This is a genomic window from Trichocoleus sp. Lan, assembly GCF_039961855.1.
GTDB lineage: Bacteria > Cyanobacteriota > Cyanobacteriia > Cyanobacteriales > FACHB-T130 > FACHB-T130.
In genome coordinates, this window is record NZ_JAMPKA010000014.1 from 1 (window position 1) to 23977 (window position 23977).

The following is a 23977-nucleotide window of genomic DNA, read 5'->3' on the forward strand; positions in this document are numbered from 1 at the left end:
AAATGGTTGATACTTTGCTTGCTACTGCACTTGATTTAGTCAATCCAAAACACCTACGCAACTGGTTCACAAACTGCTGCTACTGTACTTCATGAACTTGCAATCTGCTGTATCATTAGGACTGTCAACTTTTTTCCAAATAAAAGAGGTGACGAAACTTTCTCGTCCGAACACTTCATCACCCATAACTTTTAAATAATGTGCTTCGTTATCATCGATCGTGATCCACAATGATCCATCCTCAGCCATCAGCCGTCGGATAATTTCTAGCCGATCTCTCATCATCGACAACCAGATCGAATGCTCCAGTCCATCGTCATAATGCTCAAATGCACTGCCTGTGTTATAGGGCGGGTCGATAAATACACACTTCACTTTGCCCGTAAACTCAGCCTCTAGCGCTTTTAGCGCCAGCAGGTTGTCGCCAAAAATTAGTTGATTGTCAAAAATATCGTAATCAGTTACCCGCTGCTTGGCGTGGTAGGACTTTTCTGGATCTGCCAGCAAAATACGCGGCTCCAGCTTGGGGCGGTTCTCTTTGCCAATCCAGGTTAGTTCGAGTTTCTGTTTCTTAGTCACGGGAATTAGACGATGGGGGCTGAGTAGATGCGTCTATTGCAGATGGGTTGGCTGGTTGGTCTAACCTTGCCAACAAACTGTTACGGAGGACTTGACAATCTGGAGCGGTGCTAAACACAGACCGGAAGGGTCGGGCTTGCTCAAACTGCTCTGTTCCACCTGCGATCGTTTTTCGAGTCACATATCCTTGAGCCACACAAACCTCCCAAAGTGCCTCGGCAACCTCTACCGCTTGGCGAGAAACGGCAGCGATCTCCTCAGTCGTCAATATTAAGCTATCTCCTTGTTCTGGATGTAGCCTGAGAAAAATGACATTAAGTACAATCCAACGTGCATTTTCAAAGAAGGTTTTCCGCACGCCTGAGGATGCTCTAGCATTGGACTGCATAGACTCAACCACTAATCGCTGCGTCTGCACTGCCCGCCAAACGGTTCGTGCTGAACGATCTGGACGAAAGACACGAGAGTAGTGAGAGCGAAGCAATTCTTCAGCAGGATAAACTTCTTCCATCGACCAGAGCGATCGACGGTTTGCTAAAATCCGAGCACAAAAATCGCAGTCTTTCATCTGAACCAAGCAGGCTGCTGCTGTTGTTGCTTCCTCAAGTGTAAAATTACTTTCATCTGGCGTAGGAGTCTCAACATCATCTTTGTAGTGATAGATGATCCCAGATAACTTGAGTTGATTGGAAATTGTTTCCTGCTGCTCGTCTAGGGCAACAAAGTCTCGCAACCTAATTTGATTTTGAAAATTTGTGCTGCGAGTAATGCGTTCAGCAAACTGGCGATCGTCCTCACAGCGCTCTAGAGAAATGATCTTCAAGAAAACACAACCATCTAGAATCGGATTGGGCGAATTCCTGAAGAACTTAGCCACCGAGCCAAGCGTTTGCGCTCCATTTACAATAGACAAGCCATAAGCAGTGATACGCTTCGATTCAGCCTTAGCTCGATCGAAGTTATGTACTTCAAGTCGTTCACAATAGGCAGTCAACCCATTGTTCAGATAAAAGAAATGTTCTGGCTCCTCTTTAATAGTTGCCGTAATTTGGTCATTGACATCCGTGCTGCCCTTATAAGCTCGAATATTTGCAACCACAAGTTGCTTGCCGTGCTGAGCATATAAATCAGCGAGGTCTTTTAAGGGTAGAAGTCCAAAGGCTGTTTCATAGGGTTGCTGCACCCAGCCTGGTCTGAGTAGTGTCAATTCCACCTTCGGAACTCCCAGTCCTTGATCTGCTCCAATTAGCCAGTCATAGACAGTCGTAAGATTACAAACGCAAAATTCTAGATAGTCCGAGTCTGGAGAGAAGCGTTGTTTTAAACCCTCAAACAACCAGCGGCGATCTTCAGACACCACATTAATGCCTAAATAGACAAGAATTGAGCGAACCTGAATTGAGCCATTTTTAAAGTGAGCTTCGAGACTGGGAATCAATTTTCGCCATGCCTTATTTTTATGGAAGACCTCAAAATTACCTTGGAGTAGATTTTCTAGTCCTGTTTTGAACTTAGTGACATCTCCTAAATCTGGTTCTCCACGTCCGGTAGAAATAAACTTTGACTGAGCTACCCAAAGAATCTGAGTTGCCGGTGCATAGAAAACTGCATCGATTCCGCCATCACCGCCACCATCAACTAACGCTCCCGCCCCTTCCTCAACAGAACATCCTGCTAACTTATGAATGGCATAGGCAGCCAAAGATCGTGAAAGGAAGTTTTTCTCACGTTCATCGTGATTTCCTGAAATTGCTTCCGCCACCTTGCCTGTGAACAAATTACGCAAGCAACTAGGCAAATGAAGAATTTCGAGAGGGGTTTCGACAGGCATCTACAGGCTCCATTGAATTGTAAATAGACGTTGGAGGTCAACCTTCTGAGTTAGCTTTCCCTCAATCTGTGCGATGAGTTGTTCTCGCTGACGATCTACCTCGTCCTGGGCATCGAAAAGCGAGCGACGCTTTTGGTTACGCTGCGCTTCTAAAGTCTTAATATGTTTTTGCCCAGCAAGTTTTTCTTCAAGCGACAGCGCCGCAGTTGCAGCCCGCTTCGCCTCTTTGATTTGTCGATCAATCTCCTTTAGGTCTCTCTCCAACACTACTTTGAGGTCATCTGCCCAACTATCTAACTTGTCAGCTTCAACCTCAAAAAACCGAGCATTTCGTTCAGAGATACTGCGCTGAATTTCTAACTGGCGCTGTTGGGTAAACGATTCAAGAAACGGGTGAAAAATATTCGCTAGCCTGCCTGTCACCGATCCTGGTAACAACATAAGACGGAGCGCAAGTTCCTCGTCTAGTGGTTGTCCCTCATCTGTGATAGCCGCAAAGATTAAATAATCTTCAGCTTGGTCAAGTGCTTCGATAGTAAAGAGAGATAGCGCTAGAAACCCACTCTTCTCAAGTAATGGCTGCAAAATACTCACTTTCCCTTCATGGGCAGCATAATCAAAATGAATCTCAGATGAGGGTAGATCGCGGCTTTTCGCTCGCTCAATTATAGTTTCAGCTAGGGGATGACTCAGGCGATACGTATGTGCGTCACCTGAACGACGCGGAAGCTCATACAGCCCAAGAGGAATTTCACCTTCTTTTTCTAAAAAGGAAGACGTCAGCAGACGAAAAGAAGAATCGTTTAAAAATTCAGCTTGTTGCTCTAGCTCGTGCCGAGTCAACCACATTAGAAGCCGATCAAATCGCTTCAGGGCTTCCTGGGAGTCTTTCGCTCGGATTCTAAGCTTTTCGCGCACCTCATCATCAAAGTTTTCTAGAAGCTTGCGACGGGTTTGAGTCATCGCTTCATTAATTTCGAGGCTAAGCTGAAGCTGAAGTTGATCAAATGCTTCTTTGATTTCGTCAGGCTTGCGGCAGTTTTGATAAATTTCAGCAATCCGTTTTTCAAAATCTACTCCTGATTCGATTGCCCCTAAAACCTCGTCACTTGTACCAAATACCCCATCAAAAAGCTGAAATTTTTCGGAGAGTAGTTCAAAAACGCGGCGATCGGCATCATTCTTTGGATTCAGAAAGTTGACCACGACTACATCGTGCTTCTGACCATATCGGTGACAACGTCCAATGCGCTGCTCAATGCGCTGCGGGTTCCAAGGCAAGTCATAATTGATAACTAGAGAACAGAACTGAAGGTTAATTCCTTCTGAGCCTGCCTCAGTCGCAATCATAATGCGTCCCTGCTCACGAAAATAATCGACAAGAGCAGACCGCATATCAGCGGACTTGGAACCCGTTATTCGGTCAGTCCCTTGATGCCGTTCTAGCCAAGCAGCATAAATTGCTTTTGATTGCTCATCGGTATTGGAGCCATTGAAAAGTACAATGCCATCGCGCCAAGGGCTATCAGACAATAAACGAAGCAAATAACTTTGAGTTCGACGAGACTCCGTGAAAATAATTGCCTTTTGAGCGCCACCATATTCAGTAGCTTTAGCAAAAGCAACATCTAAAGCCTTTAGCAACGCCTTGCCTTTGGCGTTATGTTCAATCGAAGTAGCGAGTTGAGTAAATTCATCAAGCTCCCTGATCTCGCGCTCTAAAATAGTGCGATTAGATTTTGAGAGTATTGATTGCTCATCTTCTACCCACTCCTCAGCCGTTTCCGCTAGGGCTTCATAATCATCATCTAGTTCTTCCACAAGCGACTGCGTCGGTTCTTGTTTACGAAGCTTAGTCTTCAGCCGATTTGAGATCGAAGTAAGCGCACCAGCGATCGCAAAGGTTGAAGACGCTAACAACTTGCGTAATACCAGCGTCATCAAAGAGCGTTGACTCACCGGGAGTGCTTGCAGGTTCTCGCGGCACAGATATTCCGAAACTAGATTATAGAGACGATCTTCACTTTCCTCAGGAGTAAATTCCTCTAGCAGTGGGTGGCGTTTGGTAAAGGGAATGTAAGCTGTAACTTGCCGCCGTAGAGTCCGATGGCAAAGTGGTTGAAGACGCTCCTTGAGTGTATTGAAAACTTGAGGCTGATTCAAATTAGAGAACTGTTCTCGAAAGCTTTTGAGATCGCCAAAAGCCAGTTCATCAATAAAACTCACTAAGCCAAATAGCTCTAGCAGCGAATTTTGTAATGGTGTCGCTGTTAATAAAAGCTTATGCCTATTCTTCAACGCTTGCTTCAATGTGTTTGAAATGACGTTGGAGGGCTTATAGACATTACGCAAGCGGTGTGCCTCATCTATTACCACAAGATCCCATAAAGTATTCGTAACATCGGTTGCTTTGTTGCGGGCGAACTGGTAAGAACAAATAACAACGGTGTTGCTTAAGCCAAAAGGGTGAGGGTTTCCTCTTTTTACTGCTGCGTTATAAGATTTTGTTTCCAAAATCTGGCAAGGCAAGAAAAACTTTTCAGATAATTCTTGATGCCACTGCTTTCGTAAGTTTGAGGGCGTGATGATTAGAATGTGACGTTTACGTTCAGCCCATTTTTGTGAGATTACAAGCCCAGCTTCGATCGTTTTCCCCAATCCTACCTCGTCCGCGAGTAACGCTCCCTTTGACAAAGGTGAGTTGAACGCGAAAAGGGCTGCATCTACCTGATGAGGATTCAGATCTACCTGTGCTCCGGCAAAAGCTCCGGTAAGTTTCTCTAAGCTATCTGAAGAACAGCGCTTCGTTAGCTCATAGGCAAAATATTTAGCATGATAGTCCGTCAGGTTCATGAGCGACTTATAGAGATTATGTTTTAGCGCACTCAAATTTAATACTGCTAGCCTCTTTTTCAAGACTGCGAAACACTTTGAGTAGGAGTCCTTTTTTATACAAAAATCAGCCTTGGAAGTAGTATTTTATTACTTCAGATAAATGGTGATCCCCCATATCACCTAGCCTTTTGTCGTTTCGCCATCCTAGCAAACGGCAGAAAACAATGCGGACATTCACCCTGTACCCACAACGCAGGAACCGGGAACGGTGTCTCGCAGTTAGTGCATTTCGCTAACAAACGCAACTGATGGCGATCGCACCCCCATCGCTCCTTAAACTGCCACTCAAGCCGATGATAGGGCTTCTCCCCATAACAAGCTGCACACAACAGAATGGGTTTTGGTTTGCTCGTTACACCTTTGGGCGGCAGCATTTCGGCGAGTCTGGTTGCATCCACTCGAATTACCTTTCCCAATGCCTCCAATTCTTTATGGGAGGGAAACGGGTTGAAATATAGTTTTTCCCATCTTCCCAAAGTTCCACCAAGCTCGGTTAGTTTTCCCAATGAATAGGCGGAAGGAAGACTGTTAGCCTTGAACCGCCGCAAGCGTCCTAAATAATGACTAATGCTCTCGCCTTCATAAGGTTCAACATAGCCTAATCTTGGTAAGTTATCATCTACTTCCTGCATTCGAGTTTTGTCAAATAAAATTTCAGGACTGCTAGATAGCAACAGAGTAATCACTCACTGTCATTTCTTGGTTGAAGGGGAACATATTTCATACCATAGTGATTGGCAATTTTCCCCAAAATTCCTTCATCAACCTTGAGAAAACCCTTTTTGAGCGAGTGTAAAACTGCCTTGGTCAAAATTTTGATTAACACTCCTATACGAGCTTCTGTACTGAGCGATAGAATTTCAAACATCGTTCCTTCCGTTAAACGAGATGCTTCCGGTAGGGCAAGGACATCAAGCTCAATAGTTTGTAAGGTTTTTCTAAAGTCTTCGTAGTTCAGTCGTTCAAAGGCGAACAGTGTTGGAAAACAACTCAGTAAATCGAAGCTATGCAATTTGCTGTCTAGTTCTTGTCCTCCAACTAAAATAATAGGAACCCCAGACTCATCAAAAAGTTGCTTCAGATCGAGCAGGGCTTCCCGTTGAAGATTTTCGGCATTGTCAACGATAACAAGTTCAATGCCAAATAGTTCAAGGCTACCTGCCAATCTAGGACGCAAATCTTCCCGCTTACCGTTTGCGGCTGCATGATTAATGTCTTTGAGGATTTGCGTAAATAATCGTTTGGAACTCGATTCTGACCACGCTCTCACATAAGAAACTCGTTTGCGATCTTCTTGTCGATAGTGGATTGATGCACGGCTTTTGCCAACATCCCTCGGCCCAATAACACGCCCACATTGTTTAAGGAACCGCAGTTCATCTAACCATCTCACGTAGTCTGAAGCACGATCGGTCGGGATAAAAGCTGTTCTGAATAACTCCTCTATTTCAGCCACCTTGGCAAGTTGGGCGGTCAAATCTAACCTAGGAGGCAGAACTTCAACAGGTGTTTGAGTTACAAGTTGCGATCGCGCCATAGTCAGCAAATCCCTTTCAATTTGCTTTTACGATTAGAAATTACCAGCCGATGCCTGTCCTGCTCTTGAGCATCAGATGTAGAGGGTAAAGTTTCTTCAGGTTGTGGTTCGGGTTGTTGAAGCTTTATTTGTTCCCTGGAAATCCGTTCTTGCAGAACCTCAAGCGGCTCATTTTTCTTGGAAGAGGTTGAAGCCCTACGCTGACGTAAGTTGACGACCTTTGAGTCTTTCTTAGAGGCTTGCCGTAACTGTTTCTGTTCCGATCGTTGCCTGTCCTTCTTATCCTGTTTGCGTTCCTCAGCTAGTTTGTTCCGTTTCCCTAGCGCCAAAAGAGCATCATAGTTTGAATGTTCCTTACGAGCTTTGCTTCGCTCTTTATTGAGCCTTTTCAGCTCATCCAAACTCAAATCCTGAGTATCCAGGTTTATGGCATGAGCATATCCCAGAAAATCTCCCAGATTGTCATCCGTTTCCTGGCTGTAGACAAACAACGTCAGGATATGGTCAGGATCGTATCGGATTGTGACGTATTTACCGCCATGTTGCCTGAGCGATTCTCCGCGATAGGTCAGATTCTCAAATTGGACAGAGCCATGAGCTTGAACCACTCGTTGAGTCTCTTTCATTAGACAAACATCGAGTTCTCGCTCGTCTGGCAGTTCAGGCAATTTTCCACCCGTTCCTTTAAACCATCGCTCAAACCTCGTATCCCTAGGGTCTTTGGGATATGGGTTGTGGTTATAGTCATCGCAGAAGAACTGAGCTAGGATTTTATCCAAATCGTGAATGGTCAAACAGGCTTCCCTTTCTGCCTGCTCCGGGCGCTCCTGAACATTTGAACCTGTGTAACCGGGGAGTCCCTTAAGAACCTGAGTATTGATGGTTTTGAAAACTCGTTCGACAATTCCGCCTTGAGGAGGGCGATCGCGTAGTTCGCACTGGAAACCTAGCTTCTTGCCAATCGCTTTTAGGTGCTTTGAGCGAAAATCCTTTCCACCGTCCGTGAAAAAATATTGGAGTGGAGGTCCAGATACTTGCCAGGGTTTTTCAAGCCCATATTCGGAGGGATAATTCTTGAGTAACATGGCATGTCTTAAAGCCAGAGCTACTTCATCAGAACCTGGTTGTTTTCTCCATAAGTGATAACCGATAACACAGCTTGAGAAGGTGTCTACGACAGTAGTTATCCAGGGTCGCTCAGGTAATAACACACCATCGCCATCAACAATTCGTATATCCAGCTTTGTGTGGTCGCATTGGACAATTTGGTTGCTAAACTCTGCTTTTAAGAGTTGCCCACTTCTTGTCTCAACTGCCAGCCAAGAGCCTGAACCCGGATTGCGAACGCGCTTTTTCCGGTTTTGATGCTCGATCAACGGTTGCAAAAATCGATAAATAGTAGCTGGATGAGGATAGTCACCCTCTTCAAGCCCAAGATCGACGATGGCGTGTCGCTTGACTTCACGAACGACTTCTGCTGGAGATAGGGGGTGTTTATCCTTAAGACTTTTCTCATAAGTTGCCTTCACAAATTCTTGCCAATATTCACTGATGCGATGCTTCCCCTTATCCGCTCGCTGCACTCCTGTTGTCTCTGGTAGCTCATCTTTGATGTATTGCTTGAGGAGGCGCTCTACCTGCCGAGTAGATACATCTAGAGTTTTTGCGATCGCCTGCTTCCTCTGAGACTTAATCGTCCGATTCGGAGACTCGGCAAGCCATTGAATGAGATTAAATTTTAATTTGTGTTTATCAGCAGTTTCTAGAAGAATTTGTGAGAGATCGACTTCAAAATTAGTCTCACTGAGGCAGAGAGTGTCTAAATCTTGTGTCAATTCTTCCGTAAGCTCAGATGAGTCGTCTAGCATTGAGGAGAAGAGCATCTATGCTGAATGAAAGAACAAATGTACCATTACTTTTGAAGAATAGCAAGACAATGCGACACTCAATTTGCGATGCCACCAAAGCAAAAGAAGCGACAATTTATTTGCGAATCCAAATTTGCGACATGGAATCTGCGAAATCGACAAAGTTGTCGCTCTTGAAATTGGAAACCTTGAAAGCTATGCAGTGAATGCTTTCAATGGTTTAAAGCCTCTATGGAAGCAATCTGCAAATCGCGACATTTAATTTGCGAATGTACATCAGCAAGGTAATTAATCTAAAGTCTACTAAAAGTCTACTAAGAATGAGTAGCTATATGGAGATTTCGGTCTTCTTAGCTGTAGGAAGCTCTACAGTTCGATGGTTTAATTGCAGATTGATAAATTGCACATCGCCTGTCACCTTAGTATCTGCGATCGCTTACAGGCAAATCCTTATCCGTCTTAGAGCGTTAACCAACTAAAAACCTGCTCAACCGTCAGTTTTAACCCAATCCCACTAAGAATAGGTAACTCAGCCGTTCCCCTTAGCAATTGTACTCGCTGCTCCGGAAACACAACTAAAATACTCTCCTCTTCTGGATCGATTAACCACCCTAACTCTGTACCATGCTGGGAGCAATGGAGCAATTTCCCTAATACTTTCGTTTGACTCTGATCGGGGGATAAGATTTCAATTGACCAATCGGGATAAATCTCGAAGTGATTGGCAATCCTTCCAGAAGGACGAAGCGGAATTCTTTCCCACCGAAACACCACAACATCTGGAACAATCGAGTCTCCCCCAAACGTACAGCGTAGTTCTGGGAATGCAATCGCAATTTTCTGCGGTTCGGCGACTTCGTTAACAACCGCGCAAAATTTAAACTGCAATCGGCTATGCTCACCTTGAGGCATGGGTTTTTGAATAACCTCTCCGTCAATAAACTCAGATGCGGGTTTAGTTTCTGGGAGTTTTAAGAACTCCTCCAGAGTTAAGGGCTGCGTGACTATACTCATCTTCTCACTCAGTAGATCGCCATTCCGCTTCTCAGCGGGTTAGGAGGGATCGTGCCTGTAATAGTTTCTTGAATTCTCGCACTTCCTCCGCCATGACCTGTTCTAACTTCAGTAACCTTTGCATCGATCGTCACCTATGGCGACTCATAAAACGGCTTATCTTGCTCAATCTGACGGTAACGACTCGCTCTTTACTTGCGCCTTTGTCACCCAAAACTAACGACTCAATTGATTGATTTCCGCTTACAACACTTGCAGCCTGAGTCTTTTAGCCTCTTTCTTGGCTCAATTTTCCTGAAACGCCTATTGAGCCTAAATTTTTTCACGAGGGTTGGGATGGGGTTTCAGAGGTCTCTACAAGCCTTGAGCGGCTCCCTTCCATCGTTAATCCGGAACCAGTTTTAACTTTCCGCCTTAGTCCCTGTCAAGTTATTGTTCGCTTTGTTAAGTATTTGGTAACTCTTGTTGCAACTTGTGCGATCGCGATTTTGGTATTACCAGATAAGTTATCGTGGAAAACTAAAGGAATAATTAAATAAGAGGCCGTGTGCCGTACCCATCTGCTCCCACCACCCACATAACACCCGTTCCCAGCCAATTCGGCACTCAGAACAGCTATCCGCTTATAGGAGGTTTTATGACTCCCACAATGCTGCGTCAGCTTTGGGCTTTAATTGAAACTACTCAGGCCAATATGTTATTGAAGCTAGACGATGCCAGCCTAGTACAGTGGCTGCTGAAGCAACTGAAACAACAGAGATCGCTCAATTCCGACGAAACAAATATTATGACTGACTATCTGCACTCAAAGCTATCCCTGATCCGGGATCTCGCTCAAGAGCGTCAGTCTGTCTGGCAAGAAACCCATTAAAAGTAGAGACGCGATGTACATCGCGTCTCTACTTTCTAAAGTGCCAATTGTTAGAAGCCAAAAGCTACCTGGGTGCCAAGGGACGCTTTGGGAAAGACTGCGGCTCTGGTGGGGGTGCGGCAGGTGTATTAACTTGTGAAGAATTCGCAAGCGTTGCCGACACGAGGGCATAGCCCAAATAAGCCGGTAAACTTATCGCTATCACAGCAGCGATCGCTGCCGCCCAGGTACGCCGCGTCAAGACAGGCCCGTAATGGCTGCGATAGGGGTCATAAGCGAGAGATTCTGATGGAATCATGTCCCTCATGGCAGTCGGTCGCTTGAACCGCACCCGCCGGTCATCCATTTTTTCTAATAAAATCCAGCCGGATTGTGCCTCTTCTTCACACAGCTTTTGAAAAACCGTTGGATTGCGAAATAAATCGCCTTTAGCTCGCACAATTTTAAATTCCCAGCCCATCAGTCGCGGATCTTTGAACGTCTGGGCAGAGGAACCATTAGAAGGCAGCTCTGCGGGTGCCAGGTCTTGTTTAGATTCATAACGAGTCAAAGTTTCTTCCTCTTCCTCATATTGCTGACCTGCACTCACCTGCTGCCAGCGCATCCATCCGCTTACCATGACTGCCTCCAGACCAAAACTTCCAACCAACAGGCTCCATACAATCACTTCGACCATATTTTGATAGCTATCAGCTTTGTGAATGGCGAATGGCAATTGACAATTAGCTATTCGCCATTCACGAATGACCAATAACCACTGACTACTGACTACTGACTGCTAAGGGTAAATAACCTTCAACCAGGCAATCTGAGCCGACAGCTCGCCAACGGACGCGCTCTAGAGTGAGTGCATCTGTCATGCTTGCAAACCCCAAATCCCCAACAGGAGAAGGAGCCAACCTGCCGCCGACAATTTTGGGAGCAATGAAGGCCAGAATTTTATGCACTGTCCCTTCTGCGATCGCACTTGCTGCTAACGTGCCGCCACATTCCCACAGCACGCCCGATAATCCACGCTCATATAAGTACGCCATTGCCTTCGTCGGTGTCAGTGGAGTCAGCTCCACTACCATCACACCCTTTTTCAGCAGCATCTGCTGAAAATCCGGATTAGCTCCCACCTCTGTTAACACTAAAGTGGGAGCCTCCGCTGTCTCCCACACATGAGCCTCTACGGGCAAATCCAGCGTGCGACTCATGACTACGCGCAAGGGATTGTGTGCCTCTGTCTGATGGCTGGTCAAGTGGGGATTATCCAGACGCACCGTATTGCCGCCCACGATCACCGCATCACACGCCACCCGCATTCGATGTACCTCATTGCGGGCATCAGGGCTGGTGATCCAGGCGCTGTGTCCGGTCGTTGTAGCAATTTTGCCATCCAAAGTCATGGCGTATTTTAAAATGCCGAACGGACGCCGGTAGAGAATGCGATGGATAAAAGCCTCATTCAGCTGCCGACAGGCGTCTTCTTCCACGCCCACCACAACTTCGATTCCTGCTGCTCGTAACCGCTCAATCCCGCCTCCCGACACGCGCGGATCGGGGTCTACCATGCCCACCACCACCTTGCTCACCCCTGCGGCTACCAACGCTTCCGAACAGGGAGGCGTCCGTCCGTAGTGGTTACAAGGTTCCAGATTGACATAAATTGTGGCTCCTTTGGCTCGTTCACCGGCGTCTCGCAGCGCAAAGACTTCTGCATGGGGATGACCGGCACCGGGATGAAACCCTTCCCCCACAATCTGCCCATCCTGGACAATGACAGAACCCACTAGGGGATTGGGCGCGGTTTGTCCTAAGGCGCGACGGGCTAGTTCTATACACCGCTGCATCATCGCGCGGTCGAAGGAGGTAAAAGGGGACTCCTGTTGGGGTGCATCCGATTGGGTGTTTGCGGAAAAGTTGTCCATGAGTTTGCTGCTGTCCTGGCTACACCTGAGTGTAATAGCCAGCCTACTTTAGCAGCAGCAGGCTTAGGGAGGGATGCTAGGTGGATTATCCCTGCAAAAAAAAGAGGATCGCGTGTTTACCTGTGAAGAGCGGAATATTAGGAGATCGTATGAGCCGATAAGCACCGTTTCATGGTGCTTCACTTTGAGGAATTCATCTGTCGGGGAACCAATCACTAAGTTTGCGATTACCCGCCTTCAAAAGTTATATTGATTTTCACCCCTATAGTTAGGCGATCGCTACATATCCCTATAAATAGGTCTAATATATTTTGATGGCTAAATCCCATGACAACTTATGTTGCACCTGTTAATGTAAATAAACGTATCAAAAAGTTCGGATTCGTAACGTCCTATGAACTGCTGCCCCGCCGCCTCAGATTTGCAACCACCTCAGCCCTACCGGGGTCAAGCCGCTGCCCCTCATTTACAAAAACTGACCGTGTTTTGCGACTTTGACGGCCCACTTGTGGACGTTTCCCACCGCTATTACAGTACCTATCAGCTAGGACTCGCTGATACTCAGGAGATATATCAGGAGCAAGGAGAAATCCTGCATCTTCAGGTATTGACTAAAGAGCAGTTCTGGCAAATGAAGCAAGATCGTGTCCCAGATGTGGAAATTGCAATGCGATCGGGCTTACAGGGTGAGCAAATTAATGTATTTTTGCAGCGTGTCGTCAGCATCGTCAATCAACCAGCGCTGTTACAGAAAGACAAAATGCAGCCAGGAGTGAACTGGGCGCTTGCATTGCTACATTCTCAGGGCATCAAGCTGGTGTTAGTGACATTACGATGTCAATCCCAAGCTCTGCAAATCTTGCAGAATCACGGTTTGGCTCGTTTGTTTAGTGGCATTTACGGGACTCAAGACAGCCATGCCGCCTATCAAAACTACGCTGAAGTGAAAACGCAACTTCTCACCACAGCGATCGCAGAACATTGTTCGCCTTGGCAAACTGCCGATGATTGTTGGATGGTCGGGGATACGGAAGCAGACATTTTAGCAGGACAAGCGCTTTCGATTCCCACCATCGCGCTGACTTGTGGCATTCGTAGCCCCCAAAGGTTGCGACAGTTCCAACCAACCCGCATTCATAGCGATTTACTTTCTGTTGCTCATTACCTGCTGGGAGTGAGTCATCACTCATTGGTCAATCGTCAATAGTCCTCATTCAATACTCAGAAGACTGAGTATTGACGATTGGCTAGAAACTACTTAGAAGACTGCCCTAACAGGTTCATCTGCTGCCACCAGCGATTTAGAGGATAGTAAACAACGGGTGCCCAAAGGCTGCTCAGGATGGCACTGGAGAGGGCAATGCGCTGGTGATATGTCCAAATTGCTCCCAGATCGCGATCGCCCTGGAGCGTGAACTGAAGGGCACTCACCGTCTCCCCCACAACCGCCATCCCAAAAACAATTAACGCCACCGAAATAAAATCTTCCTCAATATACCGCTGCTTTTGAATCCGAGCGGTCAAAATTCCTACCAATGCTAAGCTCAGGGTATGACTGGGATCGGGGGATGTCATCCCATCTTGGATCAGTCCCAACACCAACCCGGCGATCGCACCCTGCAAGACGGTTCGCTTCAAACTCCAAGCAACCACCCAAATTAACAACCAGTTGGGGCCAATTCCCAACAATTCCATTCCCGGTAGGCGCATCGGCAAGACCAATAAGCACAACAGGACAGAACCAATGGTTACTGCCCAGTTAAGCATTTGACGAGGCCAAGGTGACAAGTCAGATACATTGATCATGGGTCATGGGTCATGGGTCATCCGTGATTAGTCCTTAGTCCATCGTCTGTGGTTAATGACTAATCACTATTTACTATTGCTATTTCCTAATGACAGCTAACCGCTCATTCCTCATTTCGGGTACACAACCACCCATTCCAAGGAACTCATCGGTGCTGTCAACTCAATCACAGCTTCAGGAGCTGGAGTTTTGTCCAAATTTACAGATTCTATTCGCCCTATCGGCAACCCTGACGGAAAAAGTTTACTGACAGATGATGTTGCCACGACATCGCCCCGACGGACATCAGGAACTTTATCAAAAAACTGCATCACCGCTCGGTTAGAACCTTGTCCTCGAAGATAGCCCATATAACGGCTGCGGCTAATTGCCACCCCTACCCGGCTGCTGGGATCGCTGACCAGTAAGACCCGGCTGCTATGGGGAGTCACGTTGGTTACGCGACCGACCAAGCCACCCGTACCCATCACGACGAAATCTGCTTTGATACCGTCTTGACTTCCTCGACCGAGGGTTATCTGTTGCCACCAATGATCGGCGCTACGTCCCACAATCGGAGCGACTATCCCTGGCTGTTTTTTCTGTTTAACGTAGCCCAATAGCTCTTGTAACTTCTGATTTTGGCTTTCGAGTTCAACTAACCGCTCCTGTAGTTCCAGAACGCGGGCATTCTCGATGCGCTCTTGTGACGTGGGTTCCACTTGAAAAGGACGGGTGAGCAACTGGTAAGTCTCATAAAGAGCAGCTCCCTGAGTCTCCCGAATCGCCCACGCACTTCCAATCGTTAGCCCAGCCAATATAACTTGTATTCCGTGCCGAACCCACCAGCGACGCAGTGTAAACATTTAGGTATCAGCGATTCGTCTTGAGTCCTTTAGTTTTTAGTCCTTGTCCCTAGTCTCTAGCCTTAGCCTTTAGTTCATCGTCTACTGCCGATGACTAATGACTAATGACTAACGACTAATGACTGCTACATCTGGCGCGATCGCCCGCTGAACACCCGCTCTAGCTGTTTGAAATTCTCCAACACCCGCCCGGTTCCCAGCACCACGCACGAGAGCGGATCTGCCGCTACGTGGGTGACAATGCCAGTTTCGTGGCTGATGAGCGTGTCCAGCCCCTTTAACAAAGCACCGCCGCCAGCCAGCATGATGCCCCGGTCGATAATATCGGCTGCGAGTTCGGGAGGCGTGCGCTCTAAGGTTCGCTTCACCGCATCCACAATTACTGAAAGCGGTTCAGACATACTTTCCCGAATTTCCGGTCCCTTGATGGTGACAGTGCGCGGCAAGCCAGAGAGCAGGTGCAAGCCTCGCACTTCCATGATGGCTTCTTCATCAAAACTGGTGGGGTAGGCAGAACCAATCTGAATCTTGATTTCTTCAGACGTGCGTTCCCCAATCACCAAGTTATGGACTTTTTTCATGTACTGCATGATGGCTTCCGAAAGCTCATCCCCAGCCACGCGCACCGATTCACTTAAAACCGTTCCTTGTAAAGAAAGCACGGCAACTTCTGTGGTGCCGCCACCAATATCAATGATCATGTTGCCCGTAGGCTCAGCCACTGGTAGTCCAGCGCCAATGGCAGCAGCGACCGGCTCATCTATCAAGTACACATCCCTGGCACCTGCCTGAGATGCTGCTTCCATAACGGCTCGTCGTTCTACGCCAGTGACACCCGAAGGAATGCCAATGACAACACGAGGTGAAACTAAGGCTCTTCCCTCATGTACTCGCTGAATAAAATGCTTAAGCATTAGCTCAGCGACATCGAAATCTGCAATGACACCATCGCGCAGGGGGCGCAGGGCCACCACATTGCCGGGAGTTCTTCCCAACATTTTTTTGGCATCTTCGCCCACGGCTAGCGGGGTTTTTGTGTCCATATCCATAGCAACCACAGAGGGTTCTTGGAGAACAATACCTTTGCCGGACACATAAACCAGGGTGTTAGCAGTGCCCAGGTCGATACCCATGTCCCGGGATAAGGAAAAGCGACTGAAAAGACCCACTCGTTTCTACGCCCCCAAAATGAAATGCTGTTGTGTGAGATGGAATTCTAACGGAAATGGAACCGAGGTGGATTCTATTACGTTTTCTATCCAGAGTCTAGTCAGGTAGACGAATTTATCCAGTGAAAACGCCTCAAGGCCATTTCCAAGCATCATTCTGGTAGTTGAAGAGCAAATCAGGATAAAGTTGACTTGAGCCTACTATCTAAATTCGTTAAAGTATATTCACTGTAGTTCAGTACATTTGTACTAATCAATTTTATGAGCCTGAATGTTGTGAACTTGGTAGGTCGTGTGGGTACAGAGCCTGATGTCAAGTATTTCGAGTCAGGTAAGATTAAGTGCAATCTGACGCTGGCAGTAGATCGTCGAACTCGCAATAGCGACCAGCCTGACTGGTTTAACCTGGAACTGTGGGGGAAGACAGCGGAAGTCGCTGCGAACTATGTGAGAAAGGGCAGTTTGATAGGGGTACAAGGCTCCTTGAAAATAGAGACTTGGAGCGATAATAAGGCATCTAACCGATCTAAACCTGTTATTAAGGTGGATCGCCTAGATTTACTCGGTTCTAAACAGGATACAGACCCCAGTGCAGTAAATGGCTATAACGACACCGAATTTTAATTCGTTGCTAATTTTTAGCTGTTAACGACAAGCCATCAGTCCCCAGAGAACTGATGGCTAATGATTGTATTTGGGCGGGAAAGACGAAGAATCCCCAAATCTTTAACGTCCAAATCTTTAACGACAGTCTACCTCTTGGTGATTTGCACCGAGCCGCTGCTAGACGAGTTCAGATCGCCAAAACCAGGGATATTCGTAATCAGGTTTTTGCCGTCCATCGTGACGCTACCCGATACGTCCGCAGTCCGATAAGAGCCAACATAGCGAGAGTGCGACATACCGCCCATCCACTGATAGTGAGAACTGCTGTGACCCCGGAATGTCTCGCCTGTTCCCGTCCAATTTAGCGCTACGTCAACCGTTTTGGCAGTCGTTGAGTCGGGATTCTCTGACGAATATTCGTCAACTTTGAAGGTGCCTTTCAAACTAGCTGAGCTGAGCTGGTTATTGGCGGTGAAGGTGACATTTGGAGCGTAACCGTAACCATAGGAATACTTGCCGGTACACCAATTCGAGTTCCAATAAGAGACGTTGGCTCCCTTCTCCGAAGTCGGTGCTCCTGGTGCGCTACGGCTGACGTTATCGGCAGCCCAAACACTGACACCGCTTGAGCTACAGTCGTCAGATTGGTAAAAAGAGGCGGAAGCGTTTTGCCCTTTGACCTGGAATTTCTCTGTAGTGGCAGCCATTGCTGGAAGGCTAAAGCTCAAAATAGTTAATAAAGCGCCAGAAATTGCCCGTTTCATCGGTTTGTCTCTTCCCTATTGCTATTTACGTAATCTTGTTAACTCTTCAGAACTGATTGGAGCTAATTAGGTTCCCAGCTAAGCAATTTTCCCAAGTTGTGGAAGAAGTTATCAGTTGATCTCATAACGGAATCAGTTGCCGTGCAGCGTCCGGCAGCAGTGGCGCTGCGATCGCTTCGTTCTTGGCATCAGCGGACTGCGAGTATCCGGCACAGCCGGTGAAAACAAAAATTAAGGGAAATAAAACCAAAAATTGGTTGAATTTATTCGTCAGTTAATGGGTTGCGTCTTTTTACGAGCCAAAATAGGCAATACACACAGGAGAGTTAAAAAACTGAGCGCTAGTAGCAAGGGCAAGCGATCGCCTCCCTGCAAAGCTTGCTCACCCGTAACTCCCACCCAAGCGTAAGCCAGCGTCCCTGGAATAATTCCGATAAACGTGCCAACTGAATAAGGTACCCAGCTGATAGGCGTGAGTCCCAACAAGAAATTAACCACCGTGAAGGGGGAGATTGGCGCAAAGCGGATCGCCAGCACAAAAGCCAGAGGCTGACGGGTCACGGCTTGATTGAACCGCATCAACGCTTGATGTTGACCAAATCGGCGTTCCGCCCAGTCGCGCAGCAGGTAGCGAGACGCCAAAAATGCGCCAATTGCCCCCAGCGTTGCGCCGATGACCGACCAAAGGCTTCCCCAGACGAAACCAAAAACCGCACCAGCCGCAACAGGAAACATAATTCCAGGGATGCCGATGGCGCTGGACAGGGCAAAGACCAGGATAAACAGGCAGACTGCCCAGCTACCGAATCTTTCCAAGTGACTAACCAGGAAAGATTTATCCAACAAAAGTTTCAATGGGCTAAAGATACAGAGCAGGATGCAGATCGAGAGTGCGATCGCTATCCACAAGGGGGGACTTTTGAGCGTTCTGACCCACTGGCTGTAACGTTTCGGCATCGGGGAAGCACTTTGGTTGGTCTTATTTCTCATCCGATAAAATCCAGGCAAAATTTTATTTTGCGAACAAACTTTGCCTTGACTGAGAAGAGGGAGAATCCTACTTTTTTTGCTAGTTTCAAATCAGGGCACCCCCACAGCTAGAACCACATCCAGCCGTGCAACCATAGCAGTAAGATGCAGTTTGTATTTCTTCAATAATGTCTAAGCTGCCAGCTTCCAATATCTTGGCAACTGTCAGTTTTTCACCATTGCGGGTTTTCGCCGGTAAATTTTCCATCTGGTTAAAGTCGCAATCATAGACATTTCCCAGATAGTCAATTGAAAGTTCATCCCGACACATTAAATATTCAAGGGTGCTGCCATTGAAATTTGACTCTAGGAAGTGTAAATAAGGCCTGATTAATTTTCTGTCCTCTAAATGAAACTTTGTTCGCCCAATTGGTAAATTTGTAATCGTGAACAAGCTGTTAAAAACAATGTTGAAATGCTCTTTTAGATAAGCCTTGTAATCTTGTTCCAAATTTACCTGATTGGGGGTTAAAGAAAAGTTTTCTGTAGCTGGAACTGGAGGGTTGTATACCAGATCGAGGATTAAGTTAGGGTCAAGACCATAACCTTGCTGGTTCAAACATTGCAGTGCCTGAATTGAGTCGTTATAGACCCCAGAACCGCGCATTTTATCAACATTGTCTTCCAAATAGCATGGCAAGGAAGCAACAATTCTCGTTTGGTGTTTGGCACAGTATTCTGGAAGAGTCTCAAACCCTTTTTCAAAATAAATGGTGAGGTTAGACCGCACAATCACTTGTTTACCTGCATCCCGTGCCGCCTCTACCAGCGGTTTAAAACCATAGTTCATTTCCGGGGCACCCCCTGTCAAGTCAACAATCTTGATTTGGGGAAATCTATAGATTAGTTCAATCAGCTGATTACAAACTTCTGGGGTTAATTCTTCAGTTCGTTTTGGTCCTGCTTCTACATGACAGTGAGTACAGGCAAGGTTGCAGCGCTTCCCCAAATTGATTTGTAAAACGCTAATTTTACTTTTAGTTAAAGGGGCACCAATTTTTTCTTTAAAAGGTGTTACGTTTGAACGAGTTGATTCGAGATTAATCATGGGGTAGTCCTAAACAGGGAAACATGGTTATCGAAGGTCAGGTTGGTCATAACAATGTCAGCAGTAAAAATTCCCTGCCTAAACGATTGTTTGCCTCATCTTGATGAATATCTTGTAGAACCCGGAGAAGGCATAAGCGGCACGCAGAAAATTAGTTGCCGTAACGCCAGCAGACATTTTATGGAGAACCTTCTAATAAATTAGTACGCAGACAACTCAATGTTGGATTGAGCAAGTCTAATTGCCGCTAATCTCCTAAAAAGAAGTGACAAAAACACTGTTTTATGGTATTAAATTTTTAAGTACAACTTTAAGCACTGCTGCTGTCGCAGTAGATGCTAGCATAAGTGCCAGGATTTTTTTGTTCTGATTTTTTCTGAAATACAGCGATACTCTGATAACTCATCGTCCTATCCTAATCATTGGCTGTAGCTCAGTACATTGACCCTCGGCAAGATGCGTCGGCTGTTGCCGAACTTGCCCAAAAGATAGAGGGATGTAACCTGCATACTCTCGTGTGACTAAAATTACAGGGGTCAGGGATTAAGCTTAGATATTATTAAATCTTGGCAAGCTGAGTATCAGTTGAGAACAATCTTAGAAGTGGTATATAGCGGTTCTCACGCTTAGTGCAATGTACACACTCGTAACCCACCCCCAACGCCTCGACCTCCACGGGAGGGGAATATTGAACCCAGCCCCGGTCACGGGGCTGGGCTGGGGTCTTTCAAGGGTAGGTTTTTAAAAAGCGAGGTGTCGTTATAACCTCGGCTGAGTCGCTGCTTTTTCCTTGCGTTCGCTGTAGCGATCCGTCAGGTAGTCTACTTGATCTCGGAGTAGTAGCGTAAATTTGTAAAGTTCTTCCATTACGTCGATAACGCGATCGCGATATGCGGAATCCTTCATCGTTCCGTCTTCGTTAAACTCGTTGTACGCTTTAGCAACGGAAGACTGATTGGGGATGGTAAACATCCGCATCCAGCGTCCCAAGATTCGCATAGTATTGACGGCATTAAACGACTGAGAACCACCGCTGACCTGCATGACTGCCAAAGTTCTACCTTGAGTCGGTCTTACTGCCCCTAAAGTTAGAGGAATCCAGTCGATTTGGTTTTTCAGAATGCCGGTAATATTCCCGTGCATCTCTGGACTAGACCAAACTTGACCCTCAGACCACAAGCTTAAATTCCGCAATTCTTGAACCTTCGGATGGTCAACCTCTACGCTACCGTGAATCGGCAATTCACGCGGGTCAAAGAATTTGGTTTCTGCACCAAAACCTTCGATGATTCTGGCGGCTTCTTCTGCTAATAAACGGCTATAAGAACGCTCTCTTAAAGAGCCATACAAGAATAAAATTCTGGGTGGATGCTCGAAAGTTGTCATGAGAAGGATAACTTTTGCTCAAGAACCTGCTGAATTGGTTGCTCTATCGGTGTTTGGTTTGTCATTGAAACCTTATCCAACAGGTGTCGCTTCTTCCTTTAGCGATTCTATGAGTTTAGTCACCCGTTCTTTTATCTGATCGCGCACTCTGGGGAAAATTTCAGGCTGTTCAGCCGGATCGTCAAGCTGCCAATCTTCAAATACTTCCCGAAGTACCCAATCTGTCGGCAGATTAACTCCACAACCGCACAGGGAAATTACCACATCAAAGTCTTCAGCCTTGAAGTCGCTAAGGGGTTTCGAGTGTTGATTGGTAATGTCAATGCCGATTTCTTTCATGGTAGCGATCGCTTCCGGTCTAACCTGAGAGGCTTCTAATCCAGAGCTAATCACTTCAATTTCTCCCTTACCCAGTGTTTTTGCAAAGCCTTCTGCCATTTGGGAACGGGCAGAATTTTTCTTGCAAACAAACATCACTCGTTTCATCAGGTTTTCTCCCTTACTTAATGTCCCGAAATCCGTTGGAAAGTTGGCTGTAAATCAACACGGCTAATTGCGCCCCTAAGATGGGTGCAACCCAATAAACCCAGTGGTGCTGCCAAATGCCGCCCACTAAAGCGGGGCCGAGCGATCGCACTGGATTCATACTCGCTCCGGTAATTGGCCCCATAAAAGCTGCCTCTAACCCTACCGTCAAGCCAATCGCTAACCCCGCAAAGCCAATCGGGGCGCGGCGATCGAGACCAGAACCAAAAATCACAAACATTAAAATAAACGTGAGAACCGTTTCCAGCACCAGAGATTGCAGCCAATTCCCTTCTAGCGGCACAGTTGCACCCAGATTGCCAACGCGCCCTAAAGCCATCCAGAGTAAAGCTGAGGCGGCAATTGCCCCCAAGGACTGCGCCAAGATGTAGGGCAATACTTGGCGTTTCGGAAAAAAGCCGCTTGTCCAGAAAGCCAGCGTGACCGCGGGGTTAAAGTGAGCGCCGCTAATGTGTCCCAAGGCGTAAATTAAAGCGGCGACGACTGCGCCAAACACAAAGCTGATGCCGAGATGAGTCACCGCACCATCGCTAATTTGGTTTACCATCACGGCACCCGTACCGGCAAACACCAGGATGAATGTACCCACTCCCTCAGCGATCGCTTGTTGCTTGCACGATTGGAAAACTGAGTTACAACGCGCCATCCGCGACACTGATTTCACGACCATCCCCAGCACCAAAGAATTTTCTGCAACTTATATTTCAAAAAAAATTGATGCATTAAGCATATTTCAAAAAAAATTGATGTGTCAAGCCTAGTCTTTACAGGGAAGCGCTGATAAGAGCGGGCTGAAGCGACTGTACTCTGCCAAATACTGCTCCAAAACAACAAATTGAGGCAGATTGAGGCTGTAGTAAATCCAGCGTCCTTCTTGTCGGGAGCAAACTAAAGCGGCTTCTTTGAGAGTTTTTAGGTGAAAGGAAAGTTTAGACTGAGTGACCCCCAACTGTTCGCAGAGTTCGCAGACGCAGCGCTCTTGTTCGCGGAGCAGCTCTAACACTTGAATCCGTAGGGGGTCAGACAGGGCATGAAAGCCAGAAGAAACGGAAGGAGGTGCGATCGCAGGTAGTTTAGCCATCAAGTTTTATTGAAGAATCTCTTCAGCTATCCTATCCAAGCACCCAGCAAATTCGTCACTTAACAGCAACCGCCGCCCGTATAGTACCAGGTTGAATCAGTAATCAGGATGTCTTTTGGCATCAATGCACCAAGCTTTCCTGCTGTCTTATCGCACACCGCGGCTGGTAAACCCCGTGGAAGGATATGCCCGTTCGAGTCATCAAAAAACTCTTCGGTGCCGGTGTAAATCGCCGTTTTGCCAGTAAAAATACAAGCACCATCTTCAGGAATTGCCACTTTAAAAGAAACAGAATCCAAACTTTCTAATAGCAATGGTTCCTGCAACCCGTAGCTAGCGCAATCCAGCAGTCGGTAAGGACGCCGCGCTCGAATTTCTATCTGCCCAAATCCAGCATCAATAAGATGCTGAGTATATTGCTCGTAAGTTAAAGCACCTGACAGACACATTGCCCGTAACCGTTCATCCTGCCGCAGATGGGGTGGGATGGGACGAGTGGCAATCGGGTCGCTCATCAGTAGACGACCCCCTGGTTTTAACACCCGGAAGGCTTCTTGAAGCGCCCGATGCAGGTCAGCGGGTTCAAAGATATTAAATAGACAATTCTGCGCCACCACATCTACAGAGGCGTCTGGCACCGGCAGGGAGAAGGCATCCCCTTCCCGAATCTCCACAAAACTGGGGTCAAACCAGGAATTTTCTTGGGCAGCGATCGCTAAGTTCCGAGTCGCTGCCTCGCGCATCGCCGCCACTGGATCGACGGCAATCACCCCACCCGGACGGCGAGAAAAATAAGCAAATTGCAGCGCTTCCAAACCACCGCCAACGCCGACATATAGCACCGTCGGGTCATTAGCGAGTTCAGCGGCATGGACGGTAGTACCGCAACCGTAGTTCATCTCCTGCATCTGAGGCGAAATTTTTAGTCCTGGCAGTTGCAGGGGACTGCTTTGGACACAACAAAGTCCGACTTGTGGCGTCTGCGCTACTTCACTATAAAACTCAGCAGCAGTTTCGAGATAGCTCACTCAAATATTCTCCTAGATTGGCGTTGCGACTTTTTAGCAAATTGCTAAAAATACTCTGATTCCAATCTATAAGGCTATCAAATCCCTAATAAATGAGCATTGCCTGAAAAAGGACTCTCCCCAGCGCTACCAACTTTTTCCCTGGTCTGCTAAGGCGAAG

General features: G+C 46.9%; 23 protein-coding genes and 1 pseudogene. 3 read left to right on the forward strand and 21 right to left on the reverse strand.

Annotated elements, in window-relative coordinates:
• Window positions 1-126: 126 nt before the first annotated feature.
• The 7 genes and pseudogenes from NDA03_RS13800 to NDA03_RS13830 all read right to left on the reverse strand — a co-directional run.
• Window positions 127-579: pseudogene (locus NDA03_RS13800) on the reverse strand (site-specific DNA-methyltransferase); the annotation flags it as partial.
• Window positions 572-2410, reverse strand: a complete 1839-nt coding sequence (locus NDA03_RS13805; RefSeq protein WP_348238300.1) for an AIPR family protein — start codon at window positions 2408-2410, stop codon at window positions 572-574. The pseudogene NDA03_RS13800 and the gene NDA03_RS13805, both read right to left, overlap by 8 nt.
• Complete coding sequence (locus NDA03_RS13810; protein ID WP_348238301.1) at window positions 2411-5263, reverse strand: SNF2-related protein; 2853 nt, start codon at window positions 5261-5263, stop codon at window positions 2411-2413. It abuts the gene before it with no gap.
• 158 nt (window positions 5264-5421) lie between these two features.
• The gene (locus NDA03_RS13815; protein ID WP_348238390.1) at window positions 5422-5937 is read right to left on the reverse strand and encodes a hypothetical protein; all 516 of its coding nucleotides are present in this window, start codon (window positions 5935-5937) and stop codon (window positions 5422-5424) included.
• 50 nt (window positions 5938-5987) lie between these two features.
• Window positions 5988-6842 (reverse strand): ATP-binding protein, encoded by an 855-nt coding sequence (locus NDA03_RS13820; protein WP_348238302.1) that lies wholly within the window; start codon window positions 6840-6842, stop codon window positions 5988-5990.
• Window positions 6843-6844: 2 nt separating this feature from the next.
• Complete coding sequence (locus NDA03_RS13825) at window positions 6845-8710, reverse strand: transposase family protein (protein WP_348238303.1); 1866 nt, start codon at window positions 8708-8710, stop codon at window positions 6845-6847.
• Window positions 8711-9169: 459 nt separating this feature from the next.
• Window positions 9170-9724, reverse strand: a complete 555-nt coding sequence (locus NDA03_RS13830) for a Uma2 family endonuclease (protein ID WP_190414891.1) — start codon at window positions 9722-9724, stop codon at window positions 9170-9172.
• 637 nt (window positions 9725-10361) lie between these two features.
• Here NDA03_RS13830 and NDA03_RS13835 point away from each other — a divergent pair.
• Entirely contained in the window at window positions 10362-10595 is a 234-nt protein-coding gene (locus NDA03_RS13835; protein ID WP_190415034.1) for a hypothetical protein, read from the forward strand.
• 64 nt (window positions 10596-10659) lie between these two features.
• Here the strand turns inward: NDA03_RS13835 and NDA03_RS13840 are convergent, their stop codons facing one another.
• Window positions 10660-11310 (reverse strand): hypothetical protein, encoded by a 651-nt coding sequence (locus NDA03_RS13840; RefSeq protein WP_242037156.1) that lies wholly within the window; start codon window positions 11308-11310, stop codon window positions 10660-10662.
• A gap of 46 nt (window positions 11311-11356) precedes the next feature.
• Window positions 11357-12433, reverse strand: a complete 1077-nt coding sequence (ribD, locus tag NDA03_RS13845) for a bifunctional diaminohydroxyphosphoribosylaminopyrimidine deaminase/5-amino-6-(5-phosphoribosylamino)uracil reductase RibD (RefSeq protein WP_347276184.1) — start codon at window positions 12431-12433, stop codon at window positions 11357-11359.
• 469 nt (window positions 12434-12902) lie between these two features.
• On the opposite strand from ribD, the gene NDA03_RS13850 reads away from it, so the two are divergent.
• A complete protein-coding gene (locus tag NDA03_RS13850) occupies window positions 12903-13715 on the forward strand; it encodes an HAD family hydrolase (protein ID WP_190414889.1) in 813 nt (270 codons plus the stop codon).
• A gap of 47 nt (window positions 13716-13762) precedes the next feature.
• Here the strand turns inward: NDA03_RS13850 and mreD are convergent, their stop codons facing one another.
• From mreD to NDA03_RS13865, 3 genes are all read right to left on the reverse strand, one after another.
• Window positions 13763-14314, reverse strand: a complete 552-nt coding sequence (gene mreD / locus NDA03_RS13855; protein ID WP_348238304.1) for a rod shape-determining protein MreD — start codon at window positions 14312-14314, stop codon at window positions 13763-13765.
• Window positions 14315-14425: 111 nt separating this feature from the next.
• The gene (gene mreC, locus NDA03_RS13860; RefSeq protein ID WP_348238305.1) at window positions 14426-15160 is read right to left on the reverse strand and encodes a rod shape-determining protein MreC; all 735 of its coding nucleotides are present in this window, start codon (window positions 15158-15160) and stop codon (window positions 14426-14428) included.
• A gap of 125 nt (window positions 15161-15285) precedes the next feature.
• Window positions 15286-16293, reverse strand: coding sequence for a rod shape-determining protein (locus tag NDA03_RS13865; RefSeq protein ID WP_190414886.1), 1008 nt, complete (start codon window positions 16291-16293; stop codon window positions 15286-15288).
• A 297-nt stretch (window positions 16294-16590) separates the two neighbouring features.
• Here NDA03_RS13865 and NDA03_RS13870 point away from each other — a divergent pair, with 297 nt between their 5' ends.
• Window positions 16591-16953: a single-stranded DNA-binding protein gene (locus tag NDA03_RS13870; RefSeq protein ID WP_190414885.1), complete on the forward strand. Its 363-nt coding sequence runs from the start codon at window positions 16591-16593 to the stop codon at window positions 16951-16953.
• A 128-nt stretch (window positions 16954-17081) separates the two neighbouring features.
• On the opposite strand, the gene NDA03_RS13875 is transcribed toward NDA03_RS13870, so the two are convergent.
• The 9 genes from NDA03_RS13875 to arsM form a co-directional block, all read right to left on the reverse strand.
• On the reverse strand, window positions 17082-17699 hold the full coding sequence (locus NDA03_RS13875; protein WP_190414884.1) for a hypothetical protein: 618 nt from the start codon (window positions 17697-17699) through the stop codon (window positions 17082-17084).
• A gap of 121 nt (window positions 17700-17820) precedes the next feature.
• The gene (locus tag NDA03_RS13880; protein WP_277878437.1) at window positions 17821-17949 is read right to left on the reverse strand and encodes a hypothetical protein; all 129 of its coding nucleotides are present in this window, start codon (window positions 17947-17949) and stop codon (window positions 17821-17823) included.
• A 20-nt stretch (window positions 17950-17969) separates the two neighbouring features.
• Window positions 17970-18689 carry a TVP38/TMEM64 family protein gene (locus tag NDA03_RS13885; RefSeq protein ID WP_348238306.1) on the reverse strand — a complete coding sequence of 240 codons (720 nt, stop codon included), beginning with the start codon at window positions 18687-18689 and terminating at the stop codon, window positions 17970-17972.
• An 85-nt stretch (window positions 18690-18774) separates the two neighbouring features.
• Entirely contained in the window at window positions 18775-19776 is a 1002-nt protein-coding gene (gene arsS, locus NDA03_RS13890; RefSeq protein ID WP_348238307.1) for an arsenosugar biosynthesis radical SAM (seleno)protein ArsS, read from the reverse strand.
• 759 nt (window positions 19777-20535) lie between these two features.
• The gene (arsH, locus tag NDA03_RS13895; protein WP_348238308.1) at window positions 20536-21162 is read right to left on the reverse strand and encodes an arsenical resistance protein ArsH; all 627 of its coding nucleotides are present in this window, start codon (window positions 21160-21162) and stop codon (window positions 20536-20538) included.
• A 72-nt stretch (window positions 21163-21234) separates the two neighbouring features.
• Window positions 21235-21648 (reverse strand): arsenate reductase, glutathione/glutaredoxin type, encoded by a 414-nt coding sequence (gene arsC / locus NDA03_RS13900; RefSeq protein WP_190414880.1) that lies wholly within the window; start codon window positions 21646-21648, stop codon window positions 21235-21237.
• Window positions 21649-21661: 13 nt separating this feature from the next.
• On the reverse strand, window positions 21662-22378 hold the full coding sequence (locus tag NDA03_RS13905; RefSeq protein ID WP_242031449.1) for an MIP/aquaporin family protein: 717 nt from the start codon (window positions 22376-22378) through the stop codon (window positions 21662-21664).
• A gap of 87 nt (window positions 22379-22465) precedes the next feature.
• Complete coding sequence (locus NDA03_RS13910) at window positions 22466-22789, reverse strand: metalloregulator ArsR/SmtB family transcription factor (RefSeq protein ID WP_190414878.1); 324 nt, start codon at window positions 22787-22789, stop codon at window positions 22466-22468.
• A 59-nt stretch (window positions 22790-22848) separates the two neighbouring features.
• Window positions 22849-23817 (reverse strand): arsenosugar biosynthesis arsenite methyltransferase ArsM, encoded by a 969-nt coding sequence (gene arsM, locus NDA03_RS13915; protein ID WP_190414877.1) that lies wholly within the window; start codon window positions 23815-23817, stop codon window positions 22849-22851.
• Between the last annotated feature and the right edge of the window lie 160 nt (window positions 23818-23977).